Source organism: Paraburkholderia phenoliruptrix, from assembly GCF_047325075.1.
Lineage (GTDB): Bacteria > Pseudomonadota > Gammaproteobacteria > Burkholderiales > Burkholderiaceae > Paraburkholderia > Paraburkholderia phenoliruptrix.
Genome location: NZ_CP168531.1, coordinates 3,942,812 through 3,967,754 on the forward strand (window position 1 = coordinate 3,942,812; position 24,943 = coordinate 3,967,754).

The 24,943-nt window shown below is 64.5% G+C and carries 19 protein-coding genes; 8 read left to right on the forward strand and 11 right to left on the reverse strand.

Features of this window, described 5'->3' with window-relative positions:
• Positions 1 to 167 precede the first annotated feature (167 nt).
• The gene (locus ACEN8U_RS29405; protein ID WP_310105260.1) at positions 168 to 821 is read left to right on the forward strand and encodes a LysE family translocator; all 654 of its coding nucleotides are present in this window, start codon (positions 168 to 170) and stop codon (positions 819 to 821) included.
• 201 nt (positions 822 to 1,022) lie between these two features.
• Positions 1,023 to 1,811 carry a sulfite exporter TauE/SafE family protein gene (locus ACEN8U_RS29410; RefSeq protein ID WP_013587233.1) on the forward strand — a complete coding sequence of 263 codons (789 nt, stop codon included), beginning with the start codon at positions 1,023 to 1,025 and terminating at the stop codon, positions 1,809 to 1,811.
• A 21-nt stretch (positions 1,812 to 1,832) separates the two neighbouring features.
• Here the strand turns inward: ACEN8U_RS29410 and ACEN8U_RS29415 are convergent, their stop codons facing one another.
• Positions 1,833 to 2,081 carry a hypothetical protein gene (locus tag ACEN8U_RS29415; RefSeq protein WP_013587232.1) on the reverse strand — a complete coding sequence of 83 codons (249 nt, stop codon included), beginning with the start codon at positions 2,079 to 2,081 and terminating at the stop codon, positions 1,833 to 1,835.
• A 320-nt stretch (positions 2,082 to 2,401) separates the two neighbouring features.
• On the reverse strand, positions 2,402 to 2,755 hold the full coding sequence (locus ACEN8U_RS29420; RefSeq protein ID WP_013587231.1) for a BON domain-containing protein: 354 nt from the start codon (positions 2,753 to 2,755) through the stop codon (positions 2,402 to 2,404).
• Between the two features lie 517 nt (positions 2,756 to 3,272).
• Here ACEN8U_RS29420 and ACEN8U_RS29425 point away from each other — a divergent pair.
• The 3 genes from ACEN8U_RS29425 (at position 3,273) to ACEN8U_RS29435 (ending at position 6,639) form a co-directional block, all read left to right on the forward strand.
• Positions 3,273 to 4,748 carry a TAXI family TRAP transporter solute-binding subunit gene (locus ACEN8U_RS29425; protein ID WP_310105257.1) on the forward strand — a complete coding sequence of 492 codons (1,476 nt, stop codon included), beginning with the start codon at positions 3,273 to 3,275 and terminating at the stop codon, positions 4,746 to 4,748.
• A gap of 99 nt (positions 4,749 to 4,847) precedes the next feature.
• Complete coding sequence (locus ACEN8U_RS29430; RefSeq protein ID WP_015001701.1) at positions 4,848 to 5,492, forward strand: 2-hydroxychromene-2-carboxylate isomerase; 645 nt, start codon at positions 4,848 to 4,850, stop codon at positions 5,490 to 5,492.
• 193 nt (positions 5,493 to 5,685) lie between these two features.
• Positions 5,686 to 6,639 (forward strand): LysR substrate-binding domain-containing protein, encoded by a 954-nt coding sequence (locus tag ACEN8U_RS29435; protein WP_015001700.1) that lies wholly within the window; start codon positions 5,686 to 5,688, stop codon positions 6,637 to 6,639.
• Positions 6,640 to 6,783: 144 nt separating this feature from the next.
• Here the strand turns inward: ACEN8U_RS29435 and xdhC are convergent, their stop codons facing one another.
• The 3 genes from xdhC to xdhA are packed head-to-tail and all read right to left on the reverse strand — an operon-like array spanning position 6,784 to position 11,287.
• On the reverse strand, positions 6,784 to 7,308 hold the full coding sequence (gene xdhC / locus ACEN8U_RS29440) for a xanthine dehydrogenase accessory protein XdhC (protein WP_310105254.1): 525 nt from the start codon (positions 7,306 to 7,308) through the stop codon (positions 6,784 to 6,786).
• A 13-nt stretch (positions 7,309 to 7,321) separates the two neighbouring features.
• Complete coding sequence (gene xdhB / locus ACEN8U_RS29445; protein ID WP_310105251.1) at positions 7,322 to 9,688, reverse strand: xanthine dehydrogenase molybdopterin binding subunit; 2,367 nt, start codon at positions 9,686 to 9,688, stop codon at positions 7,322 to 7,324.
• Between the two features lie 45 nt (positions 9,689 to 9,733).
• Entirely contained in the window at positions 9,734 to 11,287 is a 1,554-nt protein-coding gene (xdhA, locus tag ACEN8U_RS29450; RefSeq protein WP_310105248.1) for a xanthine dehydrogenase small subunit, read from the reverse strand.
• A gap of 393 nt (positions 11,288 to 11,680) precedes the next feature.
• Here xdhA and ACEN8U_RS29455 point away from each other — a divergent pair, with 393 nt between their 5' ends.
• The gene (locus tag ACEN8U_RS29455) at positions 11,681 to 12,892 is read left to right on the forward strand and encodes an MFS transporter (RefSeq protein WP_310105245.1); all 1,212 of its coding nucleotides are present in this window, start codon (positions 11,681 to 11,683) and stop codon (positions 12,890 to 12,892) included.
• Positions 12,893 to 13,691: 799 nt separating this feature from the next.
• On the opposite strand, the gene ACEN8U_RS29460 is transcribed toward ACEN8U_RS29455, so the two are convergent.
• From ACEN8U_RS29460 to ACEN8U_RS29475, 4 genes are all read right to left on the reverse strand, one after another.
• Positions 13,692 to 14,915, reverse strand: a complete 1,224-nt coding sequence (locus ACEN8U_RS29460) for a pyridoxal-phosphate-dependent aminotransferase family protein (protein WP_310105243.1) — start codon at positions 14,913 to 14,915, stop codon at positions 13,692 to 13,694.
• Positions 14,916 to 15,094: 179 nt separating this feature from the next.
• Complete coding sequence (locus tag ACEN8U_RS29465) at positions 15,095 to 16,759, reverse strand: bifunctional aspartate transaminase/aspartate 4-decarboxylase (protein WP_310105241.1); 1,665 nt, start codon at positions 16,757 to 16,759, stop codon at positions 15,095 to 15,097.
• Positions 16,760 to 16,850: 91 nt separating this feature from the next.
• Positions 16,851 to 18,533, reverse strand: coding sequence for an aspartate-alanine antiporter (gene aspT, locus ACEN8U_RS29470; RefSeq protein WP_310106330.1), 1,683 nt, complete (start codon positions 18,531 to 18,533; stop codon positions 16,851 to 16,853).
• A gap of 791 nt (positions 18,534 to 19,324) precedes the next feature.
• Positions 19,325 to 19,939 (reverse strand): plasmid fertility inhibition factor family protein, encoded by a 615-nt coding sequence (locus tag ACEN8U_RS29475; protein ID WP_310105238.1) that lies wholly within the window; start codon positions 19,937 to 19,939, stop codon positions 19,325 to 19,327.
• 86 nt (positions 19,940 to 20,025) lie between these two features.
• Between ACEN8U_RS29475 and ACEN8U_RS29480 the strand changes: the two genes are divergently transcribed.
• Entirely contained in the window at positions 20,026 to 20,832 is an 807-nt protein-coding gene (locus ACEN8U_RS29480) for a crotonase/enoyl-CoA hydratase family protein (RefSeq protein ID WP_310105235.1), read from the forward strand.
• Between the two features lie 163 nt (positions 20,833 to 20,995).
• Positions 20,996 to 22,162, forward strand: coding sequence for an MFS transporter (locus ACEN8U_RS29485; RefSeq protein WP_013587217.1), 1,167 nt, complete (start codon positions 20,996 to 20,998; stop codon positions 22,160 to 22,162).
• A 105-nt stretch (positions 22,163 to 22,267) separates the two neighbouring features.
• Here the strand turns inward: ACEN8U_RS29485 and fahA are convergent, their stop codons facing one another.
• Positions 22,268 to 23,569 (reverse strand): fumarylacetoacetase, encoded by a 1,302-nt coding sequence (gene fahA / locus ACEN8U_RS29490; RefSeq protein ID WP_310105232.1) that lies wholly within the window; start codon positions 23,567 to 23,569, stop codon positions 22,268 to 22,270.
• Complete coding sequence (gene hmgA / locus ACEN8U_RS29495) at positions 23,566 to 24,912, reverse strand: homogentisate 1,2-dioxygenase (RefSeq protein ID WP_310105230.1); 1,347 nt, start codon at positions 24,910 to 24,912, stop codon at positions 23,566 to 23,568. Before hmgA ends, fahA begins: the two co-directional genes overlap by 4 nt.
• Between the last annotated feature and the right edge of the window lie 31 nt (positions 24,913 to 24,943).

Sequence of the window (24,943 nt, forward strand, 5' to 3'; positions counted from 1 at the left end):
CGAGGACGCGCGGCGGCCGGCGCCATGCGGCACGATCCCAGGGTATCCACGGTAAATTCCGAACGCGCGGCGCCCGGCTTGCTCGCGGGACCGGCTGTGGCTATGCTGGGCGGTGCTTGCGGCAGCCGGTACACACAAGCCATCACAACACGCCAACGGAACCCGCCATGTCCATGACGAGCCTCTTTTTCACCGCCGCCGGTGTCGGCCTCGCGATTGCCGCGCCGGTCGGCCCCATGGGCATGCTCTGCATTCGCCGCACGCTGACGGGCGGTCCGCGCGCGGGTCTTGCCATCGGGCTCGGCATTGCGAGCGGCGATGCATTCTACGGCCTGATCGCGGCGCTCGGCCTCGTCGGCATTTCGCAGTTCATGCTGGCCTACGACCGGCCGCTGCACCTGCTCGCCGGGCTGTTTCTGCTGTATCTCGGCGTGCGCACGCTGCTGCAGAAAGCGCCCGCGGAAACGGCCGACGGCGAACAGAACGGCAACGGCAATGGCAAGCTCGCGCAAGTAGGCCGCGCGGGCGCGCTGCGTGCCTACGCGAGCTCCCTGCTGCTCACGCTGACCAACCCGCAAACGGTCATCATGTTCGCCGCGCTCTTCACCACACTGGCACCGCGCGGCGCGTTTTCGTCGGCGATCGCGCTCACCACGGTGGGCGGCGTATTCTGCGGCTCGATTGCGTGGTGGTGCTTCCTCGTGACCGTCGTGTCGCTTGCGCGCCATGCGATCGGCAGCAAGTTGCGGCTTGCCATCGACCGGTTCGTCGGCGTCATGCTGGCGGCGTTCGGCGTCGTGGAGATTCGCCGCGCGCTTTGAGCGCTGCGTCGCGCGAAAACCGCCGCGACGTTCGCGCTTCTGCGCATTCCGTACGCCCGGGCTTCAGTTTTGCGACAATAGCGGCTTTCGCCGCGCCGGGCGCCGCCTTTCTTGCCGTTTCCGCCCCGTGTCGGCGGTCGAGGCACGCGCGCGCCGCCCGTGCCCTAACTGTCAATCCACCGACCGCCCGCGGTCCCTTCAATGGCTCTTCCGCATATCGATCTGCTGTATTCCGTCTCCGGCCTGTTCGTCGGCTTTCTGGTCGGCCTGACTGGCGTGGGCGGCGGCTCGCTGATGACGCCGATTCTGGTGCTGCTCTTTAACGTCCATCCGGCGACGGCGGTCGGCACCGACCTGCTCTACGCGGCCGCCACCAAGGCGACCGGCACGCTCGTCCACGGCCTGAAAGGTTCCGTCGACTGGCAGGTGACGCTGCGGCTTGCCGCCGGCAGCGTCCCGGCGGCCACGGTCACGCTGCTGCTGTTGCACCGCTACGGCATGGACACGCCGGGCGCGAGCCGGCTGATCCAGCTGGTGCTCGGCGCCGCGCTGCTCGTCACGGCCGTGGCGCTCGTGTTCCGCCCGCAACTCGCGGCGCTGGGCGCTCACCGCCGGCGCCCCCCGAGCCAGGGACGCACGCTTGCCCTCACCATGCTGACGGGCGCCGTGCTCGGCATGCTGGTATCGCTCACCTCGGTGGGTGCCGGCGCAATCGGCGTGACGGTGTTGCTGCTGCTTTATCCGATGCTGCCGACCATGCGCATCGTCGGCTCGGACATCGCGCACGCGGTGCCGCTCACGCTGCTCGCCGGCGCGGGCCATTGGCTGCTCGGCTCGGTCGACTGGTCGATGCTGTTGTCGCTGCTGATCGGCTCGCTGCCGGGTATCGCGGTGGGCAGCATGCTGTCCACGCGCGCGCCGGATGCGCTGCTGCGCAACCTGCTTGCCGCCACGCTCACGCTGGTCGGCCTGCGGCTCGTGGTGGCCTAGCGCGAGCCGCGCCCGTCGACGTCACTTGAAAAAACGGCAGGTCAGATCGGCTTCGAACTGTCTGACCCACTGGCCGTGGTGGTCATAATAGGACTGTGCCCAGCCGCCGCGCCGTACAGTGACAAGACGCTCATGGGTGGAATCGGCGGAATCCGCGTGGATGCTGACGTCGAAATGCGCGGGCGCGAAGCCGTGCCGCGCGCAGACGAGCTCGAAGGCGGCCCGGTCGCCGATGGGCAGGTCGGTATAGCGCAGAACCGTGGTTTGCATGGCGATGACTCCTGTCTTCATGCACACAGTACGCTTCGCGCGGCGGCAGAAATGTGTCGTCCCGCACAGTCGGATAACGGCGCCCGGCGGGGCCGGGCGGGCAGGCATCGGACTGATGTCATCATCGCCGCGTCAATAATCCGTCAATAATCGCGTGGCAGAAAACAAAAAAGCCCCGGCGCAAAGGCCGGGGCTTTTTCACCTGCATCGACACGGCGCATGGCGCGTGCCAAGCCGCCCGAACTGCCGGCTTCGGCGCGGCTTGCCTGCCGCTCAGTGCGCCGTTGCGGCGGGCTTCGCGCCGCACCCGCTTGCCGTTCTTACTGCTGCATCACCGTCAGCTTGTTCGACACCGACGTCACGCCCGCGACGCCCTTGGCTGCCTCGCCGGCCGCGTCGATCTGCCCCTGGTCGGGCACCGAACCCGTCAGCGTCACTGCGCCGCCGCGGGCACGCACGGAGATGTTCGACACGTCGACGCCCTGCGCCTTCGAGATGGCGGCGCGCACCTTGCGACCGAGCTGGCTATTGGCCTTCTTGCTCGCCTTCGCGCTGGCGGCGGGGGCGGCAGTCGTGCCCGTTGCCGTTGCATCGCTTGCCTGAGCATAGACATTGCATGCCACCACCATTGCCACCACCGAGCCCAGCGTCTTCAGAAAACCGACCGATTTCATGTTTCTTCTCTCCTTAGCTTCATATTGGACCGCTTGAATAAGCGGCTTCGTTACGACTACCTGCGGCCCTGCCCAAAAAGCCGGACGCGACGAGGCGCGCGGCGAGGCACTGGCCGGCTGTGGCTGCGACACGAGATGCGAGAGGCAAAGAGAGGCCGGCTGCCATGTGCCGCATGCGATGACGACAACGCGCATGCAGTGCGGTATGGAAACCGGCGAGCCGCGATATCCGCCGACGCGCCCGGTTCTTGTGTGCCGTGCCGGGTCGCGCCGCGCGAAACCTGTGTTCGCGGCAGCGATGCACAATTTAATCTAGCCGGGCCAGAAGCGCAAAGGGTTTAGTCGGATGGGATGCGCGCGGGCGTGAATGGCGTGCGCCGTCGTCACTTTTTGTTACCGCTTTCTCGGCGCCCGCCGCGGCCGCGCGTTCCGCCGGCGCGGCAATCTCAGGTACCATCGGCGCCACGCGCAGCGCCGCCATCCAGTTCACCTTCGACCGTAGCCGCCCCGTCATCCGATGAAGCCAGCCACCGGCCGCAAACGCCCCACCCGCCTCGTCGCCCGGTTTGTCGCGATCTCGTGGCGCGATCTCGCCGTGTCGTTCGGACCGATCCTGCTGATCGCCGCGGCGGCGATCTGGGTCGCCGTACGCCTGATCCAGCCCGCGCCGCCGAGCACGCTGACCATCAGCGCCGGCCCGCAGGGCAGCACCTTCTGGAATGCCGCCCAGAAATACAAGGAGATTCTGGCGCGCAACCGGATCACGTTAAACGTGCTGCCCTCCGAAGGCTCACTGCAAAACCTGAAACGGTTGTCGGACCCGAACTCGAATGTCGACGTCGCCTTCGTGCAGGACGGCATCGCGCCGGGCATGGCCAGCAATGGGTTGATGTCGCTTGGCAGCGTGTCGTATGTGCCGCTCGCGATCTTCTATCACGGCCCGACGGTCACGCGGCTCTCCGAATTCAAGGGCCAGCGGCTCGCGGTCGGCGCCGAGGGCAGCGGCACGCGTCAACTGGCGCTCGCGCTTCTCAAGGCGAACGGCATCGAGCCCGGCGGCGCGACCCGGCTGCTGCCGCTTTCCGGCGACGACGCCGCACAGGCGCTCGTCTCCGGCAAGGTGGACGCGGCGTTTCTTGCCGGTGATTCCGCGCAGCCCGCGGTCATGGGCAAGCTTTACCGCACGCCGAACGTGCAGTTCTTCGATTTCTCGCAGGCCGACGCCTACACGCGGCGCTTTCCCTACCTGACGGCGCTCGTATTGCCGATGGGCGCCTTCGATCTCGGCAAGAACCTGCCTTCCGCGCCGGTCCACATGGTTGCGCCGACCGCCGAACTGGTGGCGCGCGACTCGCTGCATCCCGCGCTCTCGGACCTTCTGATCGAAGCCGCGCGCGAGGTGCACGGCAAGGCGAACATCATGCAACGCGCCGGCGAATTCCCGGCGCCGCTCGCCCACGACTTCCCGATCAGCGACGACGCCGCGCGCTACTACAAGTCGGGCAAGAGCTTCCTGTACCGGCTGCTGCCGTTCTGGCTCGCGAGCCTCGCGGACCGGCTGCTGGTGGTGGTCGTGCCGCTCGTCGTGCTGCTGATTCCGGCGTTGCGGCTCGTGCCGTCGCTGTATGCGTGGCGCGTGAAGTCGCGCATCTATCGCTGGTATGGCGCGCTGATCGCCATCGAGCGCAGCGCACTCAGCGATCATTCGGCGGCCGAGCGGGCGTCGTTGCTGCAGCGGCTCGATACGATCGAAGATTCGGTGAATGGTCTGAAGATGCCGCTGGCCTACGCCGACCAGTTTTACGTGCTGCGCGAGCACATCGGCTTCGTGCGGGCGAGACTTACGCAAAGCCGCGACGCCCGGCGCGACCTGCCCGACGACGAAACCGACGAGGCGGACGAAACGGACCCGGAAGACGCGACCCCGGCCGCGCCGAACGAGGCCGCCGAAATGGGCGAAAGCCGTGCGGACGAGCGCCGCCAACCAGATTGACGGTGCAAGGCAGAGCCGCACCGCGTAAGATCATTACAATTCCGACGATCTGGCAGAGGCATCCGCTGTTCCGTCGGACAGGCAATCCGGGAGACATATATGACCGTTGGCATCGACGCCGCGCAGCCGCTGTGGTTTTACGATTTCGTCTCGCCGTTCACGTATCTGCTACTCGAGCAACACGACAAATGGCCGGGCTTTGACTTCGTCTTCACGCCGGTTGTGCTGAACGACCTGTATCGCCACTGGGGGCAGCGGCCGGCGTACAGCGTGCCGGCCAAGCGTACCTTCATGTACCGGCACGCGCTCTTTCGCGCGGAGCAGCTGGGCATTCCGTACAAGATGCCGCCCGCTCATCCGTTCGATTCGATGAAGCCGCTTCTGCTCGCCACCGCCGCTCAGGCCGACGTGGTGTGCGTGCGCGAGATCTTCCGCTTTATCTGGCGCGAGGGCCGCGATCCTTCGAACGATGCGGCGTTCGCTGAACTGTGCGAGCGCGTAGGCATGCCCGACGGGCCCGAGCTCATCAAGAGTGAAGAGGTGAAGGCCCAGTTGCAGCGCAATACCGCCGATGCAATCGGGCTCGGCGTCTACGGCGTGCCGACCTTTCGCCTGAACGACCAGCTGTTCTGGGGCGAAGACGCGCTGCCGATGGTGCTGTACTGCGCGCGTACGCCGAACTGGCTGGAATCGAGCGAAGTCAAGCGGATCAGCGCCTTGCCCTCCGGTACGGCGCCAACCTGAGTTGGCGGCGCCGCGGCGCGCGCCAAGCCCCGCTGATGCCGGTCATACCCCGCCCGCTATGGCGGCGGCAGTGCAATTGGGCCTAAGGTTATAACCTTGCGCCCTGCCTATCCGCGCTGCCGGGCTTTCGCGCGCGGCTGTGCTTCAGGCGATCCAGGCGCGACGCCGAACCGCCTTCGCTTGCCTCCTGACCATGGACGACACCGCCGCCTCACTCGATATCTGGCTCGTGCGCGTGCTGCGCACGCTGCTGGTCGAGCGCAGCGTCACGCAGACCGCGCTGCGGCTGAATCAGACGCAGCCCGCTATCAGCACGGCGCTGCGCAAGCTGCGCGAAACGCTGAACGACCCGATTCTCGTGCGCGGCAAGTCGGGCATGGTGCCGACCGAATATGGCGAGTCGCTGCTGGCCTCTGCGCAACGCGTGCTGCGCGAGGTCGATTTCGTGGCGACGCCGCATGGCGACTTCGATCCGGGCCGCTCGCGCCGCACGTTTCGCGTGGCCGCGCCCGATTATCTGAACGACTTCTTCATGCCGACCGTGATCGCGCAGTTTCGCGAGGCGGCGCCGCATGCGCGGCTCGAAATCGATTCATTGAACCCGATGCTCGACCATTGCGCCGCGCTCGATGCGGGCGAGCTCGATCTCGTGATCGGCAACTGGCCGAAGCCGGATCCGCGCTTCGAGCGCAGCGACCTTTTTTCGGACACCGTGGTGTGCCTGATGCGCGCGGATCATCCGCTGACGCGCGCGCCGCTCACGCGCGAGGCGTATCTGGCCGCGCCGCATCTCGCGCCGACGCCGTATAGCGGCGCACGCGGCGGCGCAATCGACATCGGTTTCGCGCGCGCCAAAGCCGAGCGGCGTATCGTCGCCACGCTGCCCTACTTCGGCCTCGTGCCGCAGACGCTGCTGCAATCGGATCTGATCTTCACGACGACGCGCCGCTTTGCGACGCACTACGCGAGCATTCTGCCGCTCGCGGTCGTCGAGGCGCCCATTCCGTTCCCGCGGATCAAGTGTTATCAGATGTGGCATCCGCAGCCGGATCGGCCGAGCGATCTCGGCTGGCTGCGTGCGTTGATGTCGCAGGTGTCGGACGCGCTGGTTGCGCAGAAGGTGCGACGCCCGAAGCGCGCGGTGTGAGCGGCGGCGCGCGCGGTGAACTTGGGTGCGCGCCGTGAACGGCGGCGCGAGCGAGCGAGCGACGCGGGTTCGCCGCTATACGTCAAGAGTCAGCGGAGTCGGCGGTAGGCGCGCCGCCTCTGTGCTCCAAGCCTCTGCCGCGGCTTACCGCCGCCCGCGAACCTGCAGCAATTCCGCACACACCGCCACGGCAATCGCCGCAGGCGCTTTATCGACAATGCCCGCGATGCCGATCGGACACGTCATCTGCTCGAGCCGCTCAAGCTCGACGCCGCGCTCGAGCAGGCGCCGCTCGAACTTCACCCGCTTCGTCTTCGAACCGATCATGCCGAAGTAGGCGAAATCACGCCGCCGCATGATGCGCAGCGCGAGCGAAAAATCGAGCGCGTGGTTATGCGTCATCACCAGAAACCAGGCGCCGGGCGGCGCGGCATCGACCACCGCGTCGGGCGAGTCGGTGGCTTCGACCTGCACGTTAGCGGGCGTTTCGTCGGGGAACAGCTCGTCGCGCTCATCGACCCACTGAACCACACACGGCAGATTCCCGAGCAGGCGCACGAGCGCATGGCCAACATGTCCCGCGCCGAACAAGACGATGTGCATCGGCGCCGCGCGCGGCGCCTCCACCGCGCTGCGCCGGCCAATCTGGATAGAACCGCAGTCTCTCATCGCCATCTCTCTGTTAGCACCGCGCGGCGGACGTCGCGGCGCGCACCGCAGCGATCGCCTTGAGGATTTCCTCGCTCGTCGCGGGCGCATTCAGCGGCGGATTCACCTTGTGATTGCCCACTGCGGACACCGCATCGCGAATCGCAAAGAACACCGAGAACGGCAACAGCAGCGGCGGCTCGCCCGTCGCCTTCGAACGATGGATGCTGTCCTCCGCGTTGCGGTTCTTGAAGAGGCGCACGTTGAAAACCGGCGGCGTATCGTTGACGGTCGGGATCTTGTACGTGGACGGCGCGTGCGTCATGAGTTTGCCGCCCGCGTTCCACCACAGCTCTTCGGTGGTCAGCCAGCCCATGCCCTGAATGAACGCGCCTTCCACCTGGCCGATGTCGAGCGCCGGATTCAGCGACGCGCCCACGTCGTGCAGCGCGTCCGCGCGCAGCACGCGCATTTCGCCCGTCAGCGTGTCGATCACGACTTCGGACACTGCCGCGCCATACGAGTAGTAGTAGAACGGCCGGCCTTGCAGCTTCGCCTGATCCCAGTAGAGCTTGGGCGTTGCGTAAAAGCCGTCGGACCACAACTGGATGCGTGCGAGATAAGCCTTCGCGACCACTTCCTCGAACGGCACGATCGCCTCGCCGACCATCACGCGATCATGCGCGAAGCGCACGTCCGAAGCCTTGACCTCACCGGCGCCGAAGCGCTCCGCGGCAAACGCGGCGAGACGCTCGCGAAGCTGACGCGCGGCGTCCTGCGCGGCCTTGCCGTTCAGATCCGAGCCGGTCGACGCCGCGGTGGCCGACGTGTTCGCGACCTTGCTGGTATCGGTTGCGCTCACGCGAATCCGGTTGAAGCCGACACCCAGTTCATGCGCGACGACCTGCGCGACCTTCGTGTTCAGGCCCTGGCCCATTTCGGTGCCGCCGTGGTTCACGAGCACCGAGCCATCGGTATAGATGTGCACGAGCGCGCCGGCCTGGTTGAAGTGCGTAACGTTAAACGCAATGCCGAACTTGACGGGCGTGAGCGCGAGGCCTTTTTTCAGGACCTCGTTGCTCGCGTTGAATTCGTCGATTGCCGCGCGGCGCGCGCGGTACGCGCTCGTCGCTTCGAGTTCGTCGATCAGTTCGTGAATCACGTTGTCTTCGACGATCTGGCCATACGGCGTCTGGTTGCGCTCGGTCTTGCCATACAGATTGCGGCGCCGCACGTCGAGCGCATCTTCGCCGACAGCCCGCGCCACGTTGTCCAGAATGTATTCGATGGCGAACGCGCCCTGCGGTCCGCCGAAGCCGCGAAACGCCGTGTTCGACTGCGTGTTGGTCTTGCCGCAAAAGCCGTCGATGGACACATCCGACAGCCAGTACGCGTTGTCGAAATGGCACAGCGCACGCGTCATGACGGGGCCTGACAGGTCCGCCGAGAAACCGCAGCGCGACGTCATGTCCACGGCGACGCCTTCAATCACGCCCTTGTCGTCGTAGCCGACTTCATAGGTGTAGTGGAAGTCGTGGCGCTTGCCGGTGACCATCATGTCGTCGTCGCGGTCGGGGCGCAGCTTGACCGGGCACAACAGCTTCCATGCCGCGAGCGCCGCGCAGCATGCGAACAGACCCGACTGCGATTCCTTGCCGCCGAAGCCGCCGCCCATCCGCCGGCATTCGATTAATACGTTGTGCGATGCAATTCCGAGCGCGTGCGCGACGAGGTGCTGCATTTCGGTGGGATGCTGCGTCGAACAGTAGACGTGCATGCCGTCGTCGTCCTTCGGCACGGCGTACGAAATCTGACCTTCCAGATAAAACTGCTCCTGCCCGCCGAGCAGCATTTCGCCGGCCTCGCGATGCGCGGCGCGCGCGATCTTGGTGCCCGCCTCGCCGCGCGCGAGCTTCATCGGCGGCAGCACCGACTGATTGGCGGCGCGCGCCTGCTGCGCTGTGAGAATGGCCGGCAGTTCCTCGTAGACGATTTCCGCGCGCCGCGCCGCGAGGCGCGCGGTTTCATGCGACGTCGCCACCACGATGAACACCGGCTGGCCGACGTATTGCACGACGCCGTCCGCAAGAATGGGATCGTCGCCGTGCACGATCGGCGCGACGTCGTTGGCGCCGGGAATGTCGTCGGCCGTGAAGATCGCGACGACGCCGGGCGTGGCGCGCACTTTGTCGAACGACATCGACACGATCTTCGCGTGCGCTTTCGCCGACAGACCGAGCGCCGCGTGCAGCGTGCCGGCTACCGTCGGGATGTCGTCGGTATAGGTGGCGCGGCCGCTCACGTGCAGATGCGCGGATTCATGCGGACGCGACACGTGAACCTGCGTGAAGTCGTCGATCGCCTGAGCATCTTTCAGGAAGGGTTCGGCATGCTGATTCATTGTTTAGTTCTCCGTATTCCTCGTGGATCGCGCGCGTCTTGCGCCTTAGGCGCCGGCGGCCGCATTGACATCGCGATTCACATCGGCAGGCGCACAGGCCGCGGCGACCGCGCGCACGTCGAGCGCGCTTTTCGGCAGCGGATTGTTCGGGCGTGTTTCGAGCCAGAAGCGATACAGCGTGTTTTTCGCGGCTTCCAGACGATAGTCGCTGGTCGCGCGCATGTCGGAGAGCGGCGTGTAGTCGTTGCCGAGCGCGAGCATCGCGGCCTGCGCGGTGGCTTCGTGCCATTCGGCGTCGCGCAGCACGGCCTCGGCGTGCGTGGCGCGCTTCGGCGTCGCCGCCATGCCGCCGAACGCGATGCGCGGCTCGCGAATCAGCTTGCCGTCCGCGATAAAGGAGAACGCCGCGCACACGGCGGAAATGTCGGAGTCGAAACGCTTGGAGAGCTTGTAGGTGCGGAACTGCAGCTTCGCGCGCGCGCCGGTGCGCGTCGGCACCTTCACGCCGACGACGAACTCGTGCTCCGCCATATCTTTCTTCTGATAAGCGAGGTACAGGTCCTCGAGCGGCATGTCGCGTTCCGTCGCGCCGCCGCGCAGGATCACGCGCGCGCCGAGCGCGATGAGGCCGGGCATGGAATCGCCGATCGGCGAGCCGTTCGCGATGTTGCCGCCGAGCGTGCCGGCGTTGCGAATGGGCAGCGAGGCGAAGCGTTGCCACATCTCGGTGACTTCCGGATACTGCTTCGCGATCTCCGCATACGCTTTTTCGACGGTCACGGCCGCGCCGATTTCGATCCATTCGCCGCGCGTTTCGAGCTTCTGCAGCTCGGCGATCTGCCCGACGTAGACCACATTGCCCAGTTCGCGCATCTGCTTCGTCACCCACAGGCCGATGTCCGTGCTGCCCGCGAGAATGCGCACGGCGGGCTCGGCCTCCTTGATCTGCGCAAGCGCTTCCACCGTGCGCGGTGCGTGAAAGCGCTGGCCGGCGCGTTCGTAATGGAACGTGTCGTTGCGTTGCAGTGTGGCGAGCGTGTCCGCCAGCGCGGCGACATCGACAGGCGCCTTGGGCGCGGGCGCTTCGAACATGCGCACGGCCGCATCCACGATCGGACGATAGCCGGTGCAGCGGCACAGGTTGCCGGTCAGCGCGTTGCTGATGTCTTCACGCGAAGGCACCGTCCTGTTCGCGCAGCCCTGTTCGTGGCCGTGCTTTTCATAGAGCGACCACATCGACATGACAAAGCCCGGCGTGCAGAAACCGCATTGCGAGCCGTGGCATTCGACCATCGCTTCCTGCACCGGATGCAGCGAGCCGTCCGGCTGGCGCAGATCTTCGACGGTGAAAAGCGCCTTGCCGTCGAGCGTGGGCAGGAACTGGATGCAGGCGTTGACCGCCTTGAATTCGACGCCGCCTGCTTCGTTGCGTTCGCCGACCACGACCGTGCACGCGCCGCAATCGCCCTCGGCACAGCCTTCCTTGGTGCCGGTGCAGTGCGCGTCCTCGCGTAGGTACTGCAAGACCGTGCGGGTGACGGGCGCGTCCGTGATTTCGCGGATCGCGTTGCGGTGGTAGAAGCGAATCGGCTCAGTCATGTCTCGTGCTCTCGATGTCTCGAATCTCATGTGCGGTTGCCAATACCGCGGGAATGGTTCGAAAACTATCACCGTCAATAAATACAACCCATAGGCCGGATCGCATGCGGGACATATTCGTTAAGCGATAACGAGATGGATTTTGCGGGGCGTGGGCTTATGTTGTTGTGGCAGGTTCAAGGCATTTTTGCCAGTTTTGATGCGTTGCGGACACTTCATGTTGTGCTGGCGCGACGGAATTCGGCGAAAGAGGCCGCCTCTTCAGCGTCGAAGGCCGTGCTATCGGGGCCCCTCGCCCTGTTTTCGTCCGATGATTATTAAGCAAACGCTGCAAGAGAATCGGCTCCATGGGAAAATCACGCCTTCCCGCCGTTTTCAAGTCTCGTTTTCCCCATGTCCACCGACACAGCAACAACTCGCAGCGAATTCGCGACGACCCTGCAGATCATTCCGGTCGTCTTTTTCACGTTTCTTTGCTACCTGACGATCGGCATTCCGCTCGCCGTGCTGCCCGGCTATGTCCACGACGACCTCGGCTACAGCGCGGTTCTCGCGGGCGCGGCGATCAGCGTGCAGTACCTCGCGACGCTGGCCTCGCGGCCGCTCGCCGGCCGTTCCGCGGACACGCTCGGGCCGAAGCGCACGGTGTCGATCGGTTTGCTCGGCTGCGGCGCGAGCGGCGTTCTGTTGTTGCTGGCGGTGTTGAGCGGGCGCTGGCCGGCGGCGAGTCTCACCCTGCTGGTTTGCAGCCGGCTCGTGCTCGGCTTCGGGGAAAGCCTGTGCGGCACGGGTGCGATTCTGTGGGGGATCGGCCGCGTGGGCACGAACAACAATGCACGCGTGATCTCGTGGAACGGCATCGCGACATATGGCGCGCTGGCGGTAGGCGCGCCGCTCGGCGTCGCGATCGAGCGGACGGTCGGCTTTGCGGCGCTCGGCATTCTCGTGATACTGCTGGCGGCGCTCGGCTACTACCTCGCCCGGTCGATGATGCCTGTGCCTGTCGTGCATGGCGAGCGGATGTCGTACCGAAGCGTGTTCACGCGGGTGCTGCCGCACGGTATCGGCCTCGCGCTCGGCTCGGCCGGCTTTGGCTCGATCGCGACGTTCATCACCTTGTTTTATGCAGCGAAGCAGTGGCCGAACGCGGCGTTGTCGCTGACGGTGTTCGGGACGCTGTTCATCGGCGCGCGGCTGCTGTTCGCCAACACGATCAAGACGTATGGCGGATTCCGCGTCGCGATTGCTTCGTTTTCCTTCGAATGTGTCGGCTTGCTGATGCTGTGGCTCGCGCCTGAGCCGCATGTCGCGCTTGCGGGTGCTGCGTTGACCGGCTTTGGTTTTGCACTGGTTTTCCCTGCGCTTGGCGTCGAGGCGGTGGGGCTCGTGCCGCCGGCCAGCCGGGGGGCCGCTTTGTCGGCTTATTCGGTGTTTCTGGATTTGTCGTTGGGGATTACGGGGCCGCTGGCCGGGTATATCGCCGGCGAGTTCGGGTATGGGTCGGTGTTTTTGTTTGCGGCTGTGGCCGCTGCGGCGGCCGTGGTGTTGTCGGGATTTCTTTATGTTCGGGATGTGAGGGTCGGGAAGATGCCTGCGGCGCTTTGAGGTTTTCTGGTTTTCCGTTTTCTGGTTTTCCGTTTTATGTTTTCTGGCTTTTTGGCTTGGCTGTGTTGAAACCCCTTGGCCTTTCCTTGAATTCGCGGTGGTCTATTAGTGTTGCCCCTGTGCGGGGCGGCACTTACTTTCTTTGCCGCCGCAAAGAAAGTAAGCAAAGAAAGCGGGCTCCAACCGCCAGCTCATAAGTGGGGCCCTCGCTTGGAGGGGGCAGTGGTGCATCTGGAATCCGTGCCCTCGCACATTCCACCCCCGTGACAAGGCAGTCATTCTTCCGGCGACGCTTCGCGCGCCGCAGCGGTCGTTCTCAACACCACCCTCCGTTCAACCGCTCCCCTTTCTGTTTGGTTTCCTGATCATTTTGTGGGTCAGTTGCGCCGGTCCCTGACCCAGGACGCGCGCCGATTGCGCCCCACATTTCACCGCCGCCTCGCCAAACCCCTGAGCACCTCGCCGAGGCGCAGCCGACGGCCCCGCCATGCGTAATCGCGAGCGACTGGCTTCGGGCCGCCGCTTCCGGCGAGCACGCCGTGCGAGGCGGGAAGCATGACTGCCTTGTCACTAGCGCGGAGTGTGCGAAAACACAGATTCCAGATGCACCACTACCCCCTCCAAGCCAGGGGACACATTTATAAGCTGGCGGGGTAAAGCCGCTTTCTTTGCCTACTTTCTTTGCGGCATGCAAAGAAAGTAGGTGCCGCCCCGCACAGGGGCAACACCAATAGACCACCGTGACCTCAAGGAAAGGCCAAGGGGGTTAACCACGTCAAACAACAAAACCAGCAAACCCTCACTTCCCCCCCGACAACCCCCTCTCCAACGCCGCCACGCCGGCAGGCAAATCCACCTTCACTCCAAGATCCACCATCGTCCGCCCCAACGCATGCACGGTCCGGAAAAGATTATGCTCACGGCACTGCTCGCCCATCTGCCCAATGCGGACAATCGGCAATCCGAACGACCCGGAAATCTCCACCTGATGCTGCCGCGAAATATGCGCGCAGACATCGCCCGGACTCAAGCCCGGGGGCACCTCGATCCCCACCACCGAATTCAACCGGCACTCCTTCGGCGCATACAACTGCAGACCGAGCGCCGTCACGCCCTCCTGTAATGCCACGGAACACTTCAAGTGCCGCGCGAAACGCTTCTCCAGCGTCTCGGCGCATACGAGCCGCAACGCTTCGTGCAGCGCGAGCACGCCCGACACCGGCGCCGTGTAGTGATACCCCGCGTTGTGCCAGAAGTTCTCAGCAAGCGATGCGTCCAGGCACCAATGCGCGTTCGGCGCCGTCCGTCCCTTCACCCGCTCCCACGCCGCATCGGAAAACGCAATCAGCGAGACGCCCGGAATCGACGACAAACCCTTCTGCCCACCGGTGATGACCGCGTCGATACCCCACGCGTCCATCGCGAGCGGCATTGTGCTCAATGTGCAGACGGCGTCGACGATCACGAGCGCGCCCGCCGCTTTCGCCAGCGCCGCGATGTCCTTCAATTGATAATTCCACACCGTATTCGACGTCTCGCCCTGCACGATCGTGACGATCTCAGGGCGCTCGCGGCGAATCGCGTCCGCGATCTGCTCGAGACCTGCCACCGACCTGTCGGCTACTTCCAGCACGCTCACCTGCGCACCGACGCGGCGGCCCATCTCGGCCATCCGTCCGCTGAAGAAGCCATTCTTGATGCTCAGGACGCGCGTGCCTTCCCAAGCGAGATTGGAGATCGCCATTTCCATCGCGGCCGAGCCCGGGCCCGCGACGCCCAGCACCCATTTCGAATGCGTCTGGAACACATAGCGCGCCATCGTCTTCACCTGGCTGATCACCTTCACCATCGTCGCGCCCAAATGGTTGATGACGATCGTGTTGGCCTTCGCGACGGCCGCGGGGATCGGCACGGGACCGGCGCCCATCATCAGCAACGGCTCTTCGGGAAGAATGGCGTCGAGCGATTCGACAACCGGGCACGGCACAGCAGTAGGCGCAACGTTGAATGATGAAGTCGGCATGATCGGTACTTGAAGGAAAGCGCAAGATGGAATGCATAGGAGCCAACGGCCTCGTCAGCTGCCATGCTGGCAAGGCCGTCGTTCGATGATTCACTGATCCGCGCGATTGCGCAAGTTTTTTGACCATGCTTCGTGCAACCGTGCCGCCCACGCCGAGTCAGGCAACGGTTGCTCAAGCGTCATTTCACGGCGCTCCTGTCGAGTTTCTTCCCGGTCGCCGCATTGAAACGCTCGACATATTCCTCGATCAGACGGCGCATGGCCCGCCCGATCTGCCGGTAATCGGACTCGTTGAGGTTCGCGAGCGACACACGGCCCGACGGATGCTGCGTGCCGAAGCCGCGTCCCGGCAACAGCACGACACGCGCTTCGCGCGCGAGGCGAAACAGCAGTTCGGAAGGCTCGGTGTTGCTCAGCAGCCAGTCGACGAACTCGCGCCCATGCGCCCGCTCGCCGAGGTACTCCACGTCGAGAATAGTGTAGTAGTCGACCTGATTCGGGTCGTCGTCCTTGAACGAAATGCCCACCTCTTCGTAAAGCGCCTGCTTGCGCTTGCGGATCAGGCGCTTTAACGCATTCTTGTAGGCGTCCGGCGTGTCCATCAGCGAGAACAGCGAAAACAGCGCCATTTGCACCTGCTGCGGCGTGGACAGCCCGGCAGTGTGATTCAGCGCGACGGTGCGGCTGTCCGCCACCAGACGGTCGATGAACTTGAGCTTGCCCGGCTCGGTGGTAATCGACTCGTAGCGTTCGTGCAGCTGTCTTTTTACGTCCTCCGGCAATTCGGCGATCAACCTGTCGAGCACGTTGTCGCGATGCGTCGCAATCGTGCCGAGGCGCCAGCCGGTCGCGCCGAAGTACTTCGAATACGAATACACGAGAATGGTGTTCTTTGGCGCGAGCGCGAACAGCGAAACGAAGTTGTCGGCGAAGGTGCCGTACACGTCGTCGGTGAGGAGAATCAGATCGGGCCGCTCATTTACGATGTCGGCAATGTATTGAAGACTTTCGTCGTCGATTTTCACGGAAGGCGGATTGCTCGGGTTCACCAGAAAGAACGCCTTCACCTTCGGATCGCGCAGCTTGTCGAGTTCGCGTTTCGAATACTGCCAGCCGTTTGCGACGTCGGCTTCGAGATTCACCACGTTCAGCTGATAGTCGTTCAGCCGCGGGATCTCGATGTACGGCGTAAAGATAGGCATGCCGAGCGCAATCGTATCGCCCGTGCTGATGAGGTGATTCTCGCGCAGCGTGTTGAAAATGTACGTCATGGCCGCGGTACCGCCTTCCACGGCGAATACGTCGAACTCGCCGACGAACGGATGTTGACCGATCATCTCGCGACGCAGGTACTGTCCGACAATTACTTCGGAGAGCTTAAGCATTCTATCCGGCACCGGATAGTTCGATGCCAGAATCCCCTCGCACATCTCATACAGAAAGTCGCCCGCGGACAGTCCCAATTGATCGCGCACATACGACACCGCGCCGCGCAAAAAGTCGATTCCCGGCACGCCGCGGTTTTCGCGCAGGAACAGGTCGAAGCGCTCCTCGAGGCCCTCGCGCCGTGGAAATCCGCCAACGCCCTCGGGCATGTAAGCGAACGAGCGCTCCGACTCGCGCATCGCAAACAGACCGAGCTGCCAGAAACCGTGACGCGGAATCGTCGCGAGAAAATTCGGATTGCCGCGTCCTGCGTTGAGCATGGCCATGTTGGCCGGACGCTCCACGACACCGCCGCCCGCCGCCTTGATGAGTTCGTCCTTCAACTCAAACGGGCTGAGCGCCGCAAGACCCGGTTGAGCCATGTCTGCATGCGTGGTGCCGCCATTCTGTTTTGCCATGATGCGTTCTCCGATGAACCCGATGAAAGGCGCGACCGGGCATCGAGGAACGACGCCCCGGACCGCGCGAAGAAAGGATGCGATGCGTTTTCTAGACGAGTCCGACGACGAGCGGCCCTAGCAGCGTCAAGGCGACGTTTGCGATCGCATAGGTGATCGCGAACGGCACGGTGGGCGCCGCGCTCTCCGCCTTGTCGAGTACGCCGCCGAACGCCGGATTGGCACTGCGCGAGCCGGTGAGCGCACCCGCCAGGATGGCCGCGTTGTTGTAGCGGAGCACGTAGCGGCCGAACAGCATCGTGAGGAGAAGCGGAAAGAGCGTGACGAACACCCCGAGCAGGAAGATCGTCATGCCGCTTTGCTTGACCGTCACCACAGCCTGCAAGCCGGAATTCAAGCCGACCACGGCGACGAAGGCCGCGAGTCCGAAGTCCTTCAGCAACTGCGACGCCGCCGTGGGCATGACGCCATACATCGGATGCTTGCCGCGCATCCAGCCGAACAGCAGGCCGGCAAGCAGGCAGCCTCCGCCCGAGCCGAGCGTGAGCGGAATGCCGCCGACGTCGACGACGATCAGCCCGATCAGCAGCCCGAGCACGAGACCCGCGCCCATGTAGATGAAATCCGTCTTGTTGGAGTACGGCAATTCGTAGCCGGCGGCTTCCACCGCGCGCTTTGTGTCCTTAGGCGATCCGTAGAAGGTGATGACGTCGCCGTGTTCGAGCTTCGTCTCGGGCAGCAGCGGCAGCGGCTGGCCGGCACGCGACACGCTCTGGATATACACGCCGTGGCGCATATCGCGATCGACGAGTTCGCGCGCGGCGGCAATCGTCGTGTGATTCATGCCTTTGCGCGTGAACACGCCTTCGCGTGTTTGCATGACGACGCCCAGGTCGCCGATGCCGGCCACCTCGCTGCCGTTTGCGCCGAAATCGACCACGGCTTCGCGGCGGCCCACCACCAGCACGACGTCGTCGGGCGCGAGTAGGAGATCGGGCGTCGGGTCCAGCGCGTGGCCGCCCCGCTTGACGCGCTCGATGGTCAGCAGGTCGCGATGCAGCGTCTCCACCTCTTTGACGGTCTTGCCGGCGCTGAAGTCGATCCGGTACGCGCGCCCCACCAGTTCCGGTAACGCTACAAGCTGTCCGGGCGCGCGGGACGGCCCGCCCGGTGCGAGGTCGCGTTCGGCTTCGACCGATGCATCGCGCAGGCTCTGCCCCATGAACTTCGGCAGCACGTTCACGCACACGATGATGGCGCCGAGCGAACCGAACACATAGGTCACGGCATACGCAATCGCGACGTCGGATTGCAGGGACTTGACCTCGTCGGCGGGCAGCCCGAGGCGCGCGATGGCATCGCCCGCGGTGCCGATGATCGCGGATTGCGTCAGCGCGCCGCCCGCCAGCCCGGCGGCGAGTCCCTTGTTGAGATGGAACAGCTTCGCGCAGACCACCACGGTGATCAATGCCGTGACCGCAAGAAAGACCGCCATGGCGATCTCTCGCAGCGTCTTGCGGTTGAGCGAATTGAAAAAGCCCGGCCCGGAGTCGTAACCGACTGCGTAGATAAACACGGCGAACATGACCGCCTTGACGCCGCTATCGATCGTGACGCCAGCCTGACTGATGACCACGGCCGCCAGCAACGAGCCGCCGACGCCGCCTAACTGAAATTTGCCGAAGTTGATCTGGCCGATGAAGTAACCGGCTGCCAGCGATAAGAACAGCGCGATTTCAGGAGATTTCTGAAAGATGTGATGTAGCCAGTCCATCATGTCCTCGTTGTTTCGTTTGTTGTACTAATCGATACGCGTGGTCGGCCACACGCAGGCGCTGCCCTTGGCCGACGTCGGACTGCTTAGCCTCGCTCGCCGGCGAGACCGGTCAGCGCGCCCACGGCCGATAATGGAAACGAATTAAGATCGAATCGAATAGCCGATTGCAGCGCTCGTCAATTCGCAATCGAATCAAGCCGAATCATTCTTTCCGTAATTTAATGTGAGTCGATTTCCGGACATAATCATTCCGCTAAGCGTCGTTAAGCAAAGTGCAGCACACCGGATTCCGCGAACGACTCAGGAAGCCACGCGCCGGCATGCACACTGCTTCCCATGGGCTCGGCCCGCAAGGCCTAGGCAAATTGAGCCGATTGATCGCGCGCTTTTTTTAAATTAATTAAATTTAGCGGGTGTGTCAACGCCCTTTTTTCTGGCATTAAACCTTGACTTTCTAATTGATGGACCTAAGTAAAAATCGCTTTGCATGCGGTTTAATCATCTTTTTTAATAGCGATTTTGACGGCTTCGCTCACGCGAATCCCGCCTATCGCCATGACCGGAATTCGCCCATTCCCACCTTTAAAACGAAACAGCGAAGCGAAACGGCGGTTCCCGTGCAAGGCGATGAAGCGCGCGACCGGCCGTCGACACAAGACGACAAACGAGATCGCGTAGAGAACAGTCGTGGACCCAGCCGCGTGACAGGCCGGCGCGGCTGGCAACGCGCCGCGCCCAACCGCTAGATCGGGCTTCTCAGTCCCCGGTTTCGCTGAACGCGGCCGCCTTCAAACGCCGCCCGCGTTCAGCAAGACCGGGCGAATCGCCGTGCGCGCGTCGTCCGGCGCGCCGCACATCTCGCGCAGCAACGCCGCCTCCCGCTCATGCACTTCCACCGGGAACCAGCGCGCGCCAGCCTCGGCGAGATAGCGCGCGCGATGCTGGCCGTTGCGAAACGCCACCACGCCCTCGCGCTCGATACCGAACCAGCCGAGTACGCCCGGCGCGCGACGCGTCGAGATGGTCACGTACGGCATTTGCGGAATGCGCGGATTGTCCGGATCGAGAAACTCGCGAATGCCGCGCACCTTCCCCGCATGCCATTCGGCGACAGGCTTCAGCACATAGTCGGTGTTGTCGCGATCGGCGCATGCAAGCAGCTTGCGCACGTCGATCAGCACCACCTGGTGCCGCGTGCCGTCGGCAACAAAGACGCGTTTTAACCGCACATGGTCGTACCATGAATGCTGCTGAAGCGGCACGATCCAGACTGTCTCCGAGCAGGCCGGCGCACCCGCGGACGATGAATTCGATAGAGGCAAAGGCAGGCTCGATATGCTGGCCGGGTTTCGCCAGCGCGTTAAGAGATCGCTAACGCTACGAGTCGATTGTGAAAGAAGCATGTCAAGCCACGGTATTAACTGCTCTGCATGAGCGCTGCACAACCGCCCGACTCAACGGGCGGACGCGGACCTTCAAGGACACGACGATGACAGACACCCGAAATTTCAACGAATATGTGCGCATCGAGCCTAACCACGATAACGGCGTAGCAACGATCGTGCTTGAGCGTGCCGAGCGTCGAAATGCCGTCGACCGCCATGTCGCCGACGCGCTCGGCGCCGCCTTCCAATGCTTCGAAACGGAGCCGGCGTGGCGCGCCGCCGTGCTGTTCGGCGCCGGCGGCACCTTCTGCGCGGGCGCAGACCTGAGCGCGCTCGCGGACGAAACGCGCCGCAATGAAATTCATGCGGACGGCAGTGGCCCCGGACCCATGGGCCCGACGCGCATGAATTTCACCAAGCCGGTCGTGGCGGCAATTGCAGGCTATGCGGTCGCCGGCGGCCTGGAGCTCGCCGCGATGTGCGACCTGCGTGTCGTCGAAGAAAATGCGGTGCTCGGCGTGTTTTGCCGCCGCGTCGGCATTCCGTTGATCGATGGCGGGACGATTCGTCTGCCGCGGCTGATCGGCGTGTCGCGCGCGCTCGATCTGATACTCACCGGCCGCGCCGTCAGCGCGCAGGAAGCGCTCGATTTCGGGCTCGCCAACCGGATCGTGCCCAAGGGCGGTGCGCGGGCCGGCGCAGAGCAACTCGCAGCCGAACTGGCCGCGTTCCCGCAGGCCGCGCTGCTGGCCGACCGCCGCTCCGTCCTCGAAAACAGCATGCTGGACGATTTCGCCGAGGCACTGCGGCGCGAAGGCGCCGGCGGATACCGGGCGGTCGTCGACGAAGGTATCGCAGGCGCCGCCCGCTTTGCACAAGGCGCGGAACGGCGCGGCAAAACGCTCGGCTAAAAGCAACACCTGCGAACAACAGCTGCGCCGCCCGCAGCACTATCGTTTTGACTTAGGTAGAATCCCTGACTGTTTTGCTCCCGCACGGCGCCCGCGCTCTCGCCCCGAAAACGCGCGCCGGCCGCGCGACGCCTTGCGCCGCGCCGATTCACAGTCCGTCGCCATGCCTTTGCCCCTGCTTGCTCTTGCCGTTGCCGCCTTTGGCATCGGCACCACCGAATTCGTCATCATGGGGCTCTTGCCCAACGTCGCCCGCGACCTGTCCGTCTCCATCCCGGCGGCCGGCATGCTGGTCTCGGCGTATGCGCTCGGCGTGACCATCGGCGCGCCCATCGTCGCAATCGCGGTTGCCAACATGCCGCGCAAAAAAGCGCTGATGAGCCTGATCGGCGTGTTCATCGTCGGCAATCTGCTGTGCGCGCTCGCGCCCGGCTATGCCGTGCTGATGGCCGCGCGCATCGTCACCGCGTTCTGCCATGGCGCGTTTTTCGGCATCGGTTCCGTGGTGGCAGCGGGGCTCGTCGCGCCGAACCGCCGCGCGCAGGCCATCGCGCTGATGTTCACTGGCCTCACGCTCGCCAATGTATTGGGCGTGCCGCTCGGCACGGCGCTCGGCCAGGCGGCCGGCTGGCGGGCGACCTTCTGGGCGGTGACGGGCATCGGCATTGCCGCGGCCGTCGCGCTCGCCGTTTGCCTGCCGGCAAAGATCGAAATGCAGAAGGCGAGCCTCGTGCGCGAATTCAGCGTGCTGAAGAATCCGCAGGTGCTGATGGTGCTCGGCATCAGCGTGCTGGCGTCGGCCAGCCTGTTCTCCACTTTCACGTACATCACGCCGATTCTCGAAGACGTGACCGGCTTTACGCCGCACGCCGTCACACTCGTGCTGCTGCTGTTCGGGCTTGGACTAACGGTGGGCAGCACGCTTGGCGGCAAGCTCGCCGACTGGCGCCTGATGCCCTCGCTGGTAGCGTTCCTCCTCGCGATCGTCGTGATACTGACGATTTTCGCCGGCACCATGCACGCTGAAATTCCGGCAATGATCACGATTTTCGCGTGGGGCGTTCTCGCCTTTGCAATCGTGCCGCCGCTGCAGATGCTGATCGTCGACCGTGCGAGTCACGCGCCCAATCTCGCGTCGACGCTGAATCAGGGCGCGTTCAACCTCGGCAATGCGACGGGCGCATGGCTCGGCGGCATGGCAATCGGCGCGGGCGCGCCGTTGACGATGCTGCCGTGGGTCGGCGTGGCGACGTCGATTGGCGCGCTGCTGCTGACGCTGTGGTCGGTGTCCATCGACCGGCGCGCGCAGCGGGTGGCGATGGCCGGCTAAACGCGGCTGCCGCGCGGCTCAAGGCTCAAGACGGGCGGCTCAAGGCCGGGGGCCGGGGGCCGGGGGCGCCGACCGGCTTCGTGCGACGACCGGCGCCCTCGGCGCTCAGTTCCGCGCCGGCAAGACTTCCCCGACGCACGCGCCGAAGCCCACGCGATACCCCTCGCCCTGGCACCAGCCGGCCAATGTCAATTCATCGCCGTCTTCGATAAAACTGCGCGTGCCGCCCTCTTTCAGCTCCAGGGGCTTCTTGCCGTTCCACGTCAGTTCGAGCAGGCTGCCGTACGAATCGTCGGTCGGACCGCTGATCGTGCCGGAGCCCATCAGATCGCCCACGCGCGTGTTGCAGCCCGCCACCGTGTGATGCGCGAGTTGCTGCGCCATCGTCCAGTACATGTATTTGAAGTTGGTCCGCGCGATGGTGGTCGCCTGTTTCGCGCCGTGCGGCCGCAGCGTGACTTCGAGCGCGATGTCGAATGCATGGTCGCCCGCGTGCCGCAGATACTCGAGCGGCTGCGGCTCCTGCACAGGCTGCGCGACGCGAAATGGCTCGAGCGCGTCGAGCGTGACGATCCACGGCGAGATGGTCGTCGCAAAGCCCTTCGAATTGAACGGCCCGAGCGGCACGTATTCCCACTGCTGGATGTCGCGCGCGCTCCAGTCGTTGAGCAACACCATGCCGAAGATGTGCGCTTCGGCATTGGCACACGCAATCGGCTCGCCCAACGCGTTGCCGCCGCCGATCACAAAGCCCGTCTCCAGTTCGATGTCGAGCTTGCGGCAGGCGCCGAACACCGGCCGCTCCTGATCGGGCAGCTTCAGTTGACCCTTCGGCCGACGCACCGGCGTGCCGCTCACCACGACCGACGACGCACGCCCGTTGTAGCCGATCGGCATCTCGGACCAGTTCGGCAGCAGTGCGTTCTTCGGATCGCGGAACATGCAGCCGACATTGGTCGCGTGTTCTTTCGACGAGTAAAAATCGGTGTAGCCTGGAATATCTACCGGCAGATGGAGCCGCGCATCGGCCTGGCGCACCAGCGCCTTCGCGCGCAGCGCCGTGTCGTCGCGCAAAGTGGCGGTATCGCGCGACAGCAGCGCGCTCAACTGGATGCGCACGCTGCGCCATGCGTCGCGGCCAAGGGCGATAAAGTCGTTCAGCGTATCGCGCGCAAACACGTTGGCATTCGACGGCACCGTCAGCAGTCCCGCCGCCTGCAATGCGGCGAGGTCGACGATTTCATCGCCTATCGCCACGCCTGCGCGGCGCGCCGCGTTCGTGCTGTCGCTGAAAATGCCGAACGGCAGATTCTGGATCGAAAAATCGTTGGCCGGCTGGTTGGCCGACTCGACCCAGCTCTTGCGCGACGGATCGAGCGTTGCCTGAAGATCGCTCACTACGCTCATCGTTGCTCCGGATTGAAGTGTTTCTTGAGACCCTGCCAGCACTCGTAGTAGTGCGCCTGCAACTGCGCGGTTTCGAGCGCGAAACGGGTCGGCTTGATCAGCGTGCGGGTTTCGAACATGAAGGCCATTGTGTCGCCCACCTTGTTCGGCCTGGACGTATCGCTCAGGGACGCTTTCTCGAAGGTCTCGGCGTCGGGGCCGTGGCCCGACATGCAGTTATGCAGGCTCGCGCCGCCCGGCACGAAGCCCTCGGCCTTGGCGTCGTACACGCCATGCACGAGGCCCATGAACTCGCTCGCCACATTGCGATGGAACCAGGGCGGGCGGAACGTATCTTCCGCGGCGAGCCAGCGCGGCGGGAAGATCACGAAGTCGATCGTATCGACGCCCGGCGTGTCGCTTTGCGATTGCAGCACGAGAAAGATAGACGGATCCGGATGGTCGAAGCTGATCGAGCCGATTGTGTTGAAGCGCCGCAAGTCGTATTTGTACGGCGCGTAATTGCCGTGCCACGCCACCACGTCGAGCGGCGAATGGCCGATGTCCGCGCGCCACAGGTTGCCGTTCATCTTCGCGACGAGCTCGAAATCGCCCTCGCGGTCTTCGTACGCGGCATGCGGCGTGAGGAAGTCGCGCGGATTGGCGAGACCGTTGGAGCCGATCGGACCGAGATCCGGCAAGCGCAGCAAGGCCCCGAAGTTTTCGCAGATGTAACCGCGCGCGGCGCCGTCCGGCAGGCTCACTGCAAAGCGCACGCCGCGCGGAATCACCACAATCTCGAACGGCGCCACTTCAAGCCGGCCCATTTCGGTTGCGATGTCGAGGCGGCCTTCCTGCGGCACGATCAGCAATTCGCCGTCCGCGTTGTAGAAGAAGCGGTCCTGCATGGAGCGATTCGCCGCGTACAGGTGGATCGCACAGCCGCTCATCGATTCGGCCGCGCCGTTGCCCGCCATCGTCACCCAGCCGTCGATGAAATCGGTCGGCTCGGCCGGCATTGGCAAAGCGTCCCAGCGCAACTGGTTGGGCGGCGTCGGCGGGACTTCCGTGAAGTTGGCGACGAGCCGCGCGGAGGGCAGCAGCGTGAACGGCTTGTGCACTGCCGCCGGGCGGATGCGGTACAGCCACGAACGCCGGTTATGCCCGCGCGGCGCAGTGAAGGCGGTGCCGGACAGCTGCTCCGCATACAAACCATAGGCCGCGCGCTGCGGCGAATTGCGTCCCACGGGCAGCGCGCCCGGCAGAGCCTCCGTCGCGAATTCGTTAGCAAAGCCAGACTGATAGCCGGGCTCGATTTCGAACCGCGAGCCGGCCGTATCCGGCTGACGTGTTGAGGTGTCCATGCATGGTTCTCCGTTGATGCTCGTTTCGTTG

What these genes read in the sequence shown, in the direction of transcription:
- ACEN8U_RS29405 (WP_310105260.1), top strand. Translation starts at nt 168, where the DNA reads ATGTCCATGACGAGCCTCTTTTTCACCGCCGCCGGTGTCGGCCTCGCG.
- ACEN8U_RS29410 (WP_013587233.1), top strand. Translation starts at nt 1,023, where the DNA reads ATGGCTCTTCCGCATATCGATCTGCTGTATTCCGTCTCCGGCCTGTTC.
- ACEN8U_RS29415 (WP_013587232.1), bottom strand. Translation starts at nt 2,081, where the DNA reads ATGCAAACCACGGTTCTGCGCTATACCGACCTGCCCATCGGCGACCGG.
- ACEN8U_RS29420 (WP_013587231.1), bottom strand. Translation starts at nt 2,755, where the DNA reads ATGAAATCGGTCGGTTTTCTGAAGACGCTGGGCTCGGTGGTGGCAATG.
- ACEN8U_RS29425 (WP_310105257.1), top strand. Translation starts at nt 3,273, where the DNA reads ATGAAGCCAGCCACCGGCCGCAAACGCCCCACCCGCCTCGTCGCCCGG.
- ACEN8U_RS29430 (WP_015001701.1), top strand. Translation starts at nt 4,848, where the DNA reads ATGACCGTTGGCATCGACGCCGCGCAGCCGCTGTGGTTTTACGATTTC.
- ACEN8U_RS29435 (WP_015001700.1), top strand. Translation starts at nt 5,686, where the DNA reads ATGGACGACACCGCCGCCTCACTCGATATCTGGCTCGTGCGCGTGCTG.
- xdhC (WP_310105254.1), bottom strand. Translation starts at nt 7,308, where the DNA reads ATGAGAGACTGCGGTTCTATCCAGATTGGCCGGCGCAGCGCGGTGGAG.
- xdhB (WP_310105251.1), bottom strand. Translation starts at nt 9,688, where the DNA reads ATGAATCAGCATGCCGAACCCTTCCTGAAAGATGCTCAGGCGATCGAC.
- xdhA (WP_310105248.1), bottom strand. Translation starts at nt 11,287, where the DNA reads ATGACTGAGCCGATTCGCTTCTACCACCGCAACGCGATCCGCGAAATC.
- ACEN8U_RS29455 (WP_310105245.1), top strand. Translation starts at nt 11,681, where the DNA reads ATGTCCACCGACACAGCAACAACTCGCAGCGAATTCGCGACGACCCTG.
- ACEN8U_RS29460 (WP_310105243.1), bottom strand. Translation starts at nt 14,915, where the DNA reads ATGCCGACTTCATCATTCAACGTTGCGCCTACTGCTGTGCCGTGCCCG.
- ACEN8U_RS29465 (WP_310105241.1), bottom strand. Translation starts at nt 16,759, where the DNA reads ATGGCAAAACAGAATGGCGGCACCACGCATGCAGACATGGCTCAACCG.
- aspT (WP_310106330.1), bottom strand. Translation starts at nt 18,533, where the DNA reads ATGGACTGGCTACATCACATCTTTCAGAAATCTCCTGAAATCGCGCTG.
- ACEN8U_RS29475 (WP_310105238.1), bottom strand. Translation starts at nt 19,939, where the DNA reads ATGCTTCTTTCACAATCGACTCGTAGCGTTAGCGATCTCTTAACGCGC.
- ACEN8U_RS29480 (WP_310105235.1), top strand. Translation starts at nt 20,026, where the DNA reads ATGACAGACACCCGAAATTTCAACGAATATGTGCGCATCGAGCCTAAC.
- ACEN8U_RS29485 (WP_013587217.1), top strand. Translation starts at nt 20,996, where the DNA reads ATGCCTTTGCCCCTGCTTGCTCTTGCCGTTGCCGCCTTTGGCATCGGC.
- fahA (WP_310105232.1), bottom strand. Translation starts at nt 23,569, where the DNA reads ATGAGCGTAGTGAGCGATCTTCAGGCAACGCTCGATCCGTCGCGCAAG.
- hmgA (WP_310105230.1), bottom strand. Translation starts at nt 24,912, where the DNA reads ATGGACACCTCAACACGTCAGCCGGATACGGCCGGCTCGCGGTTCGAA.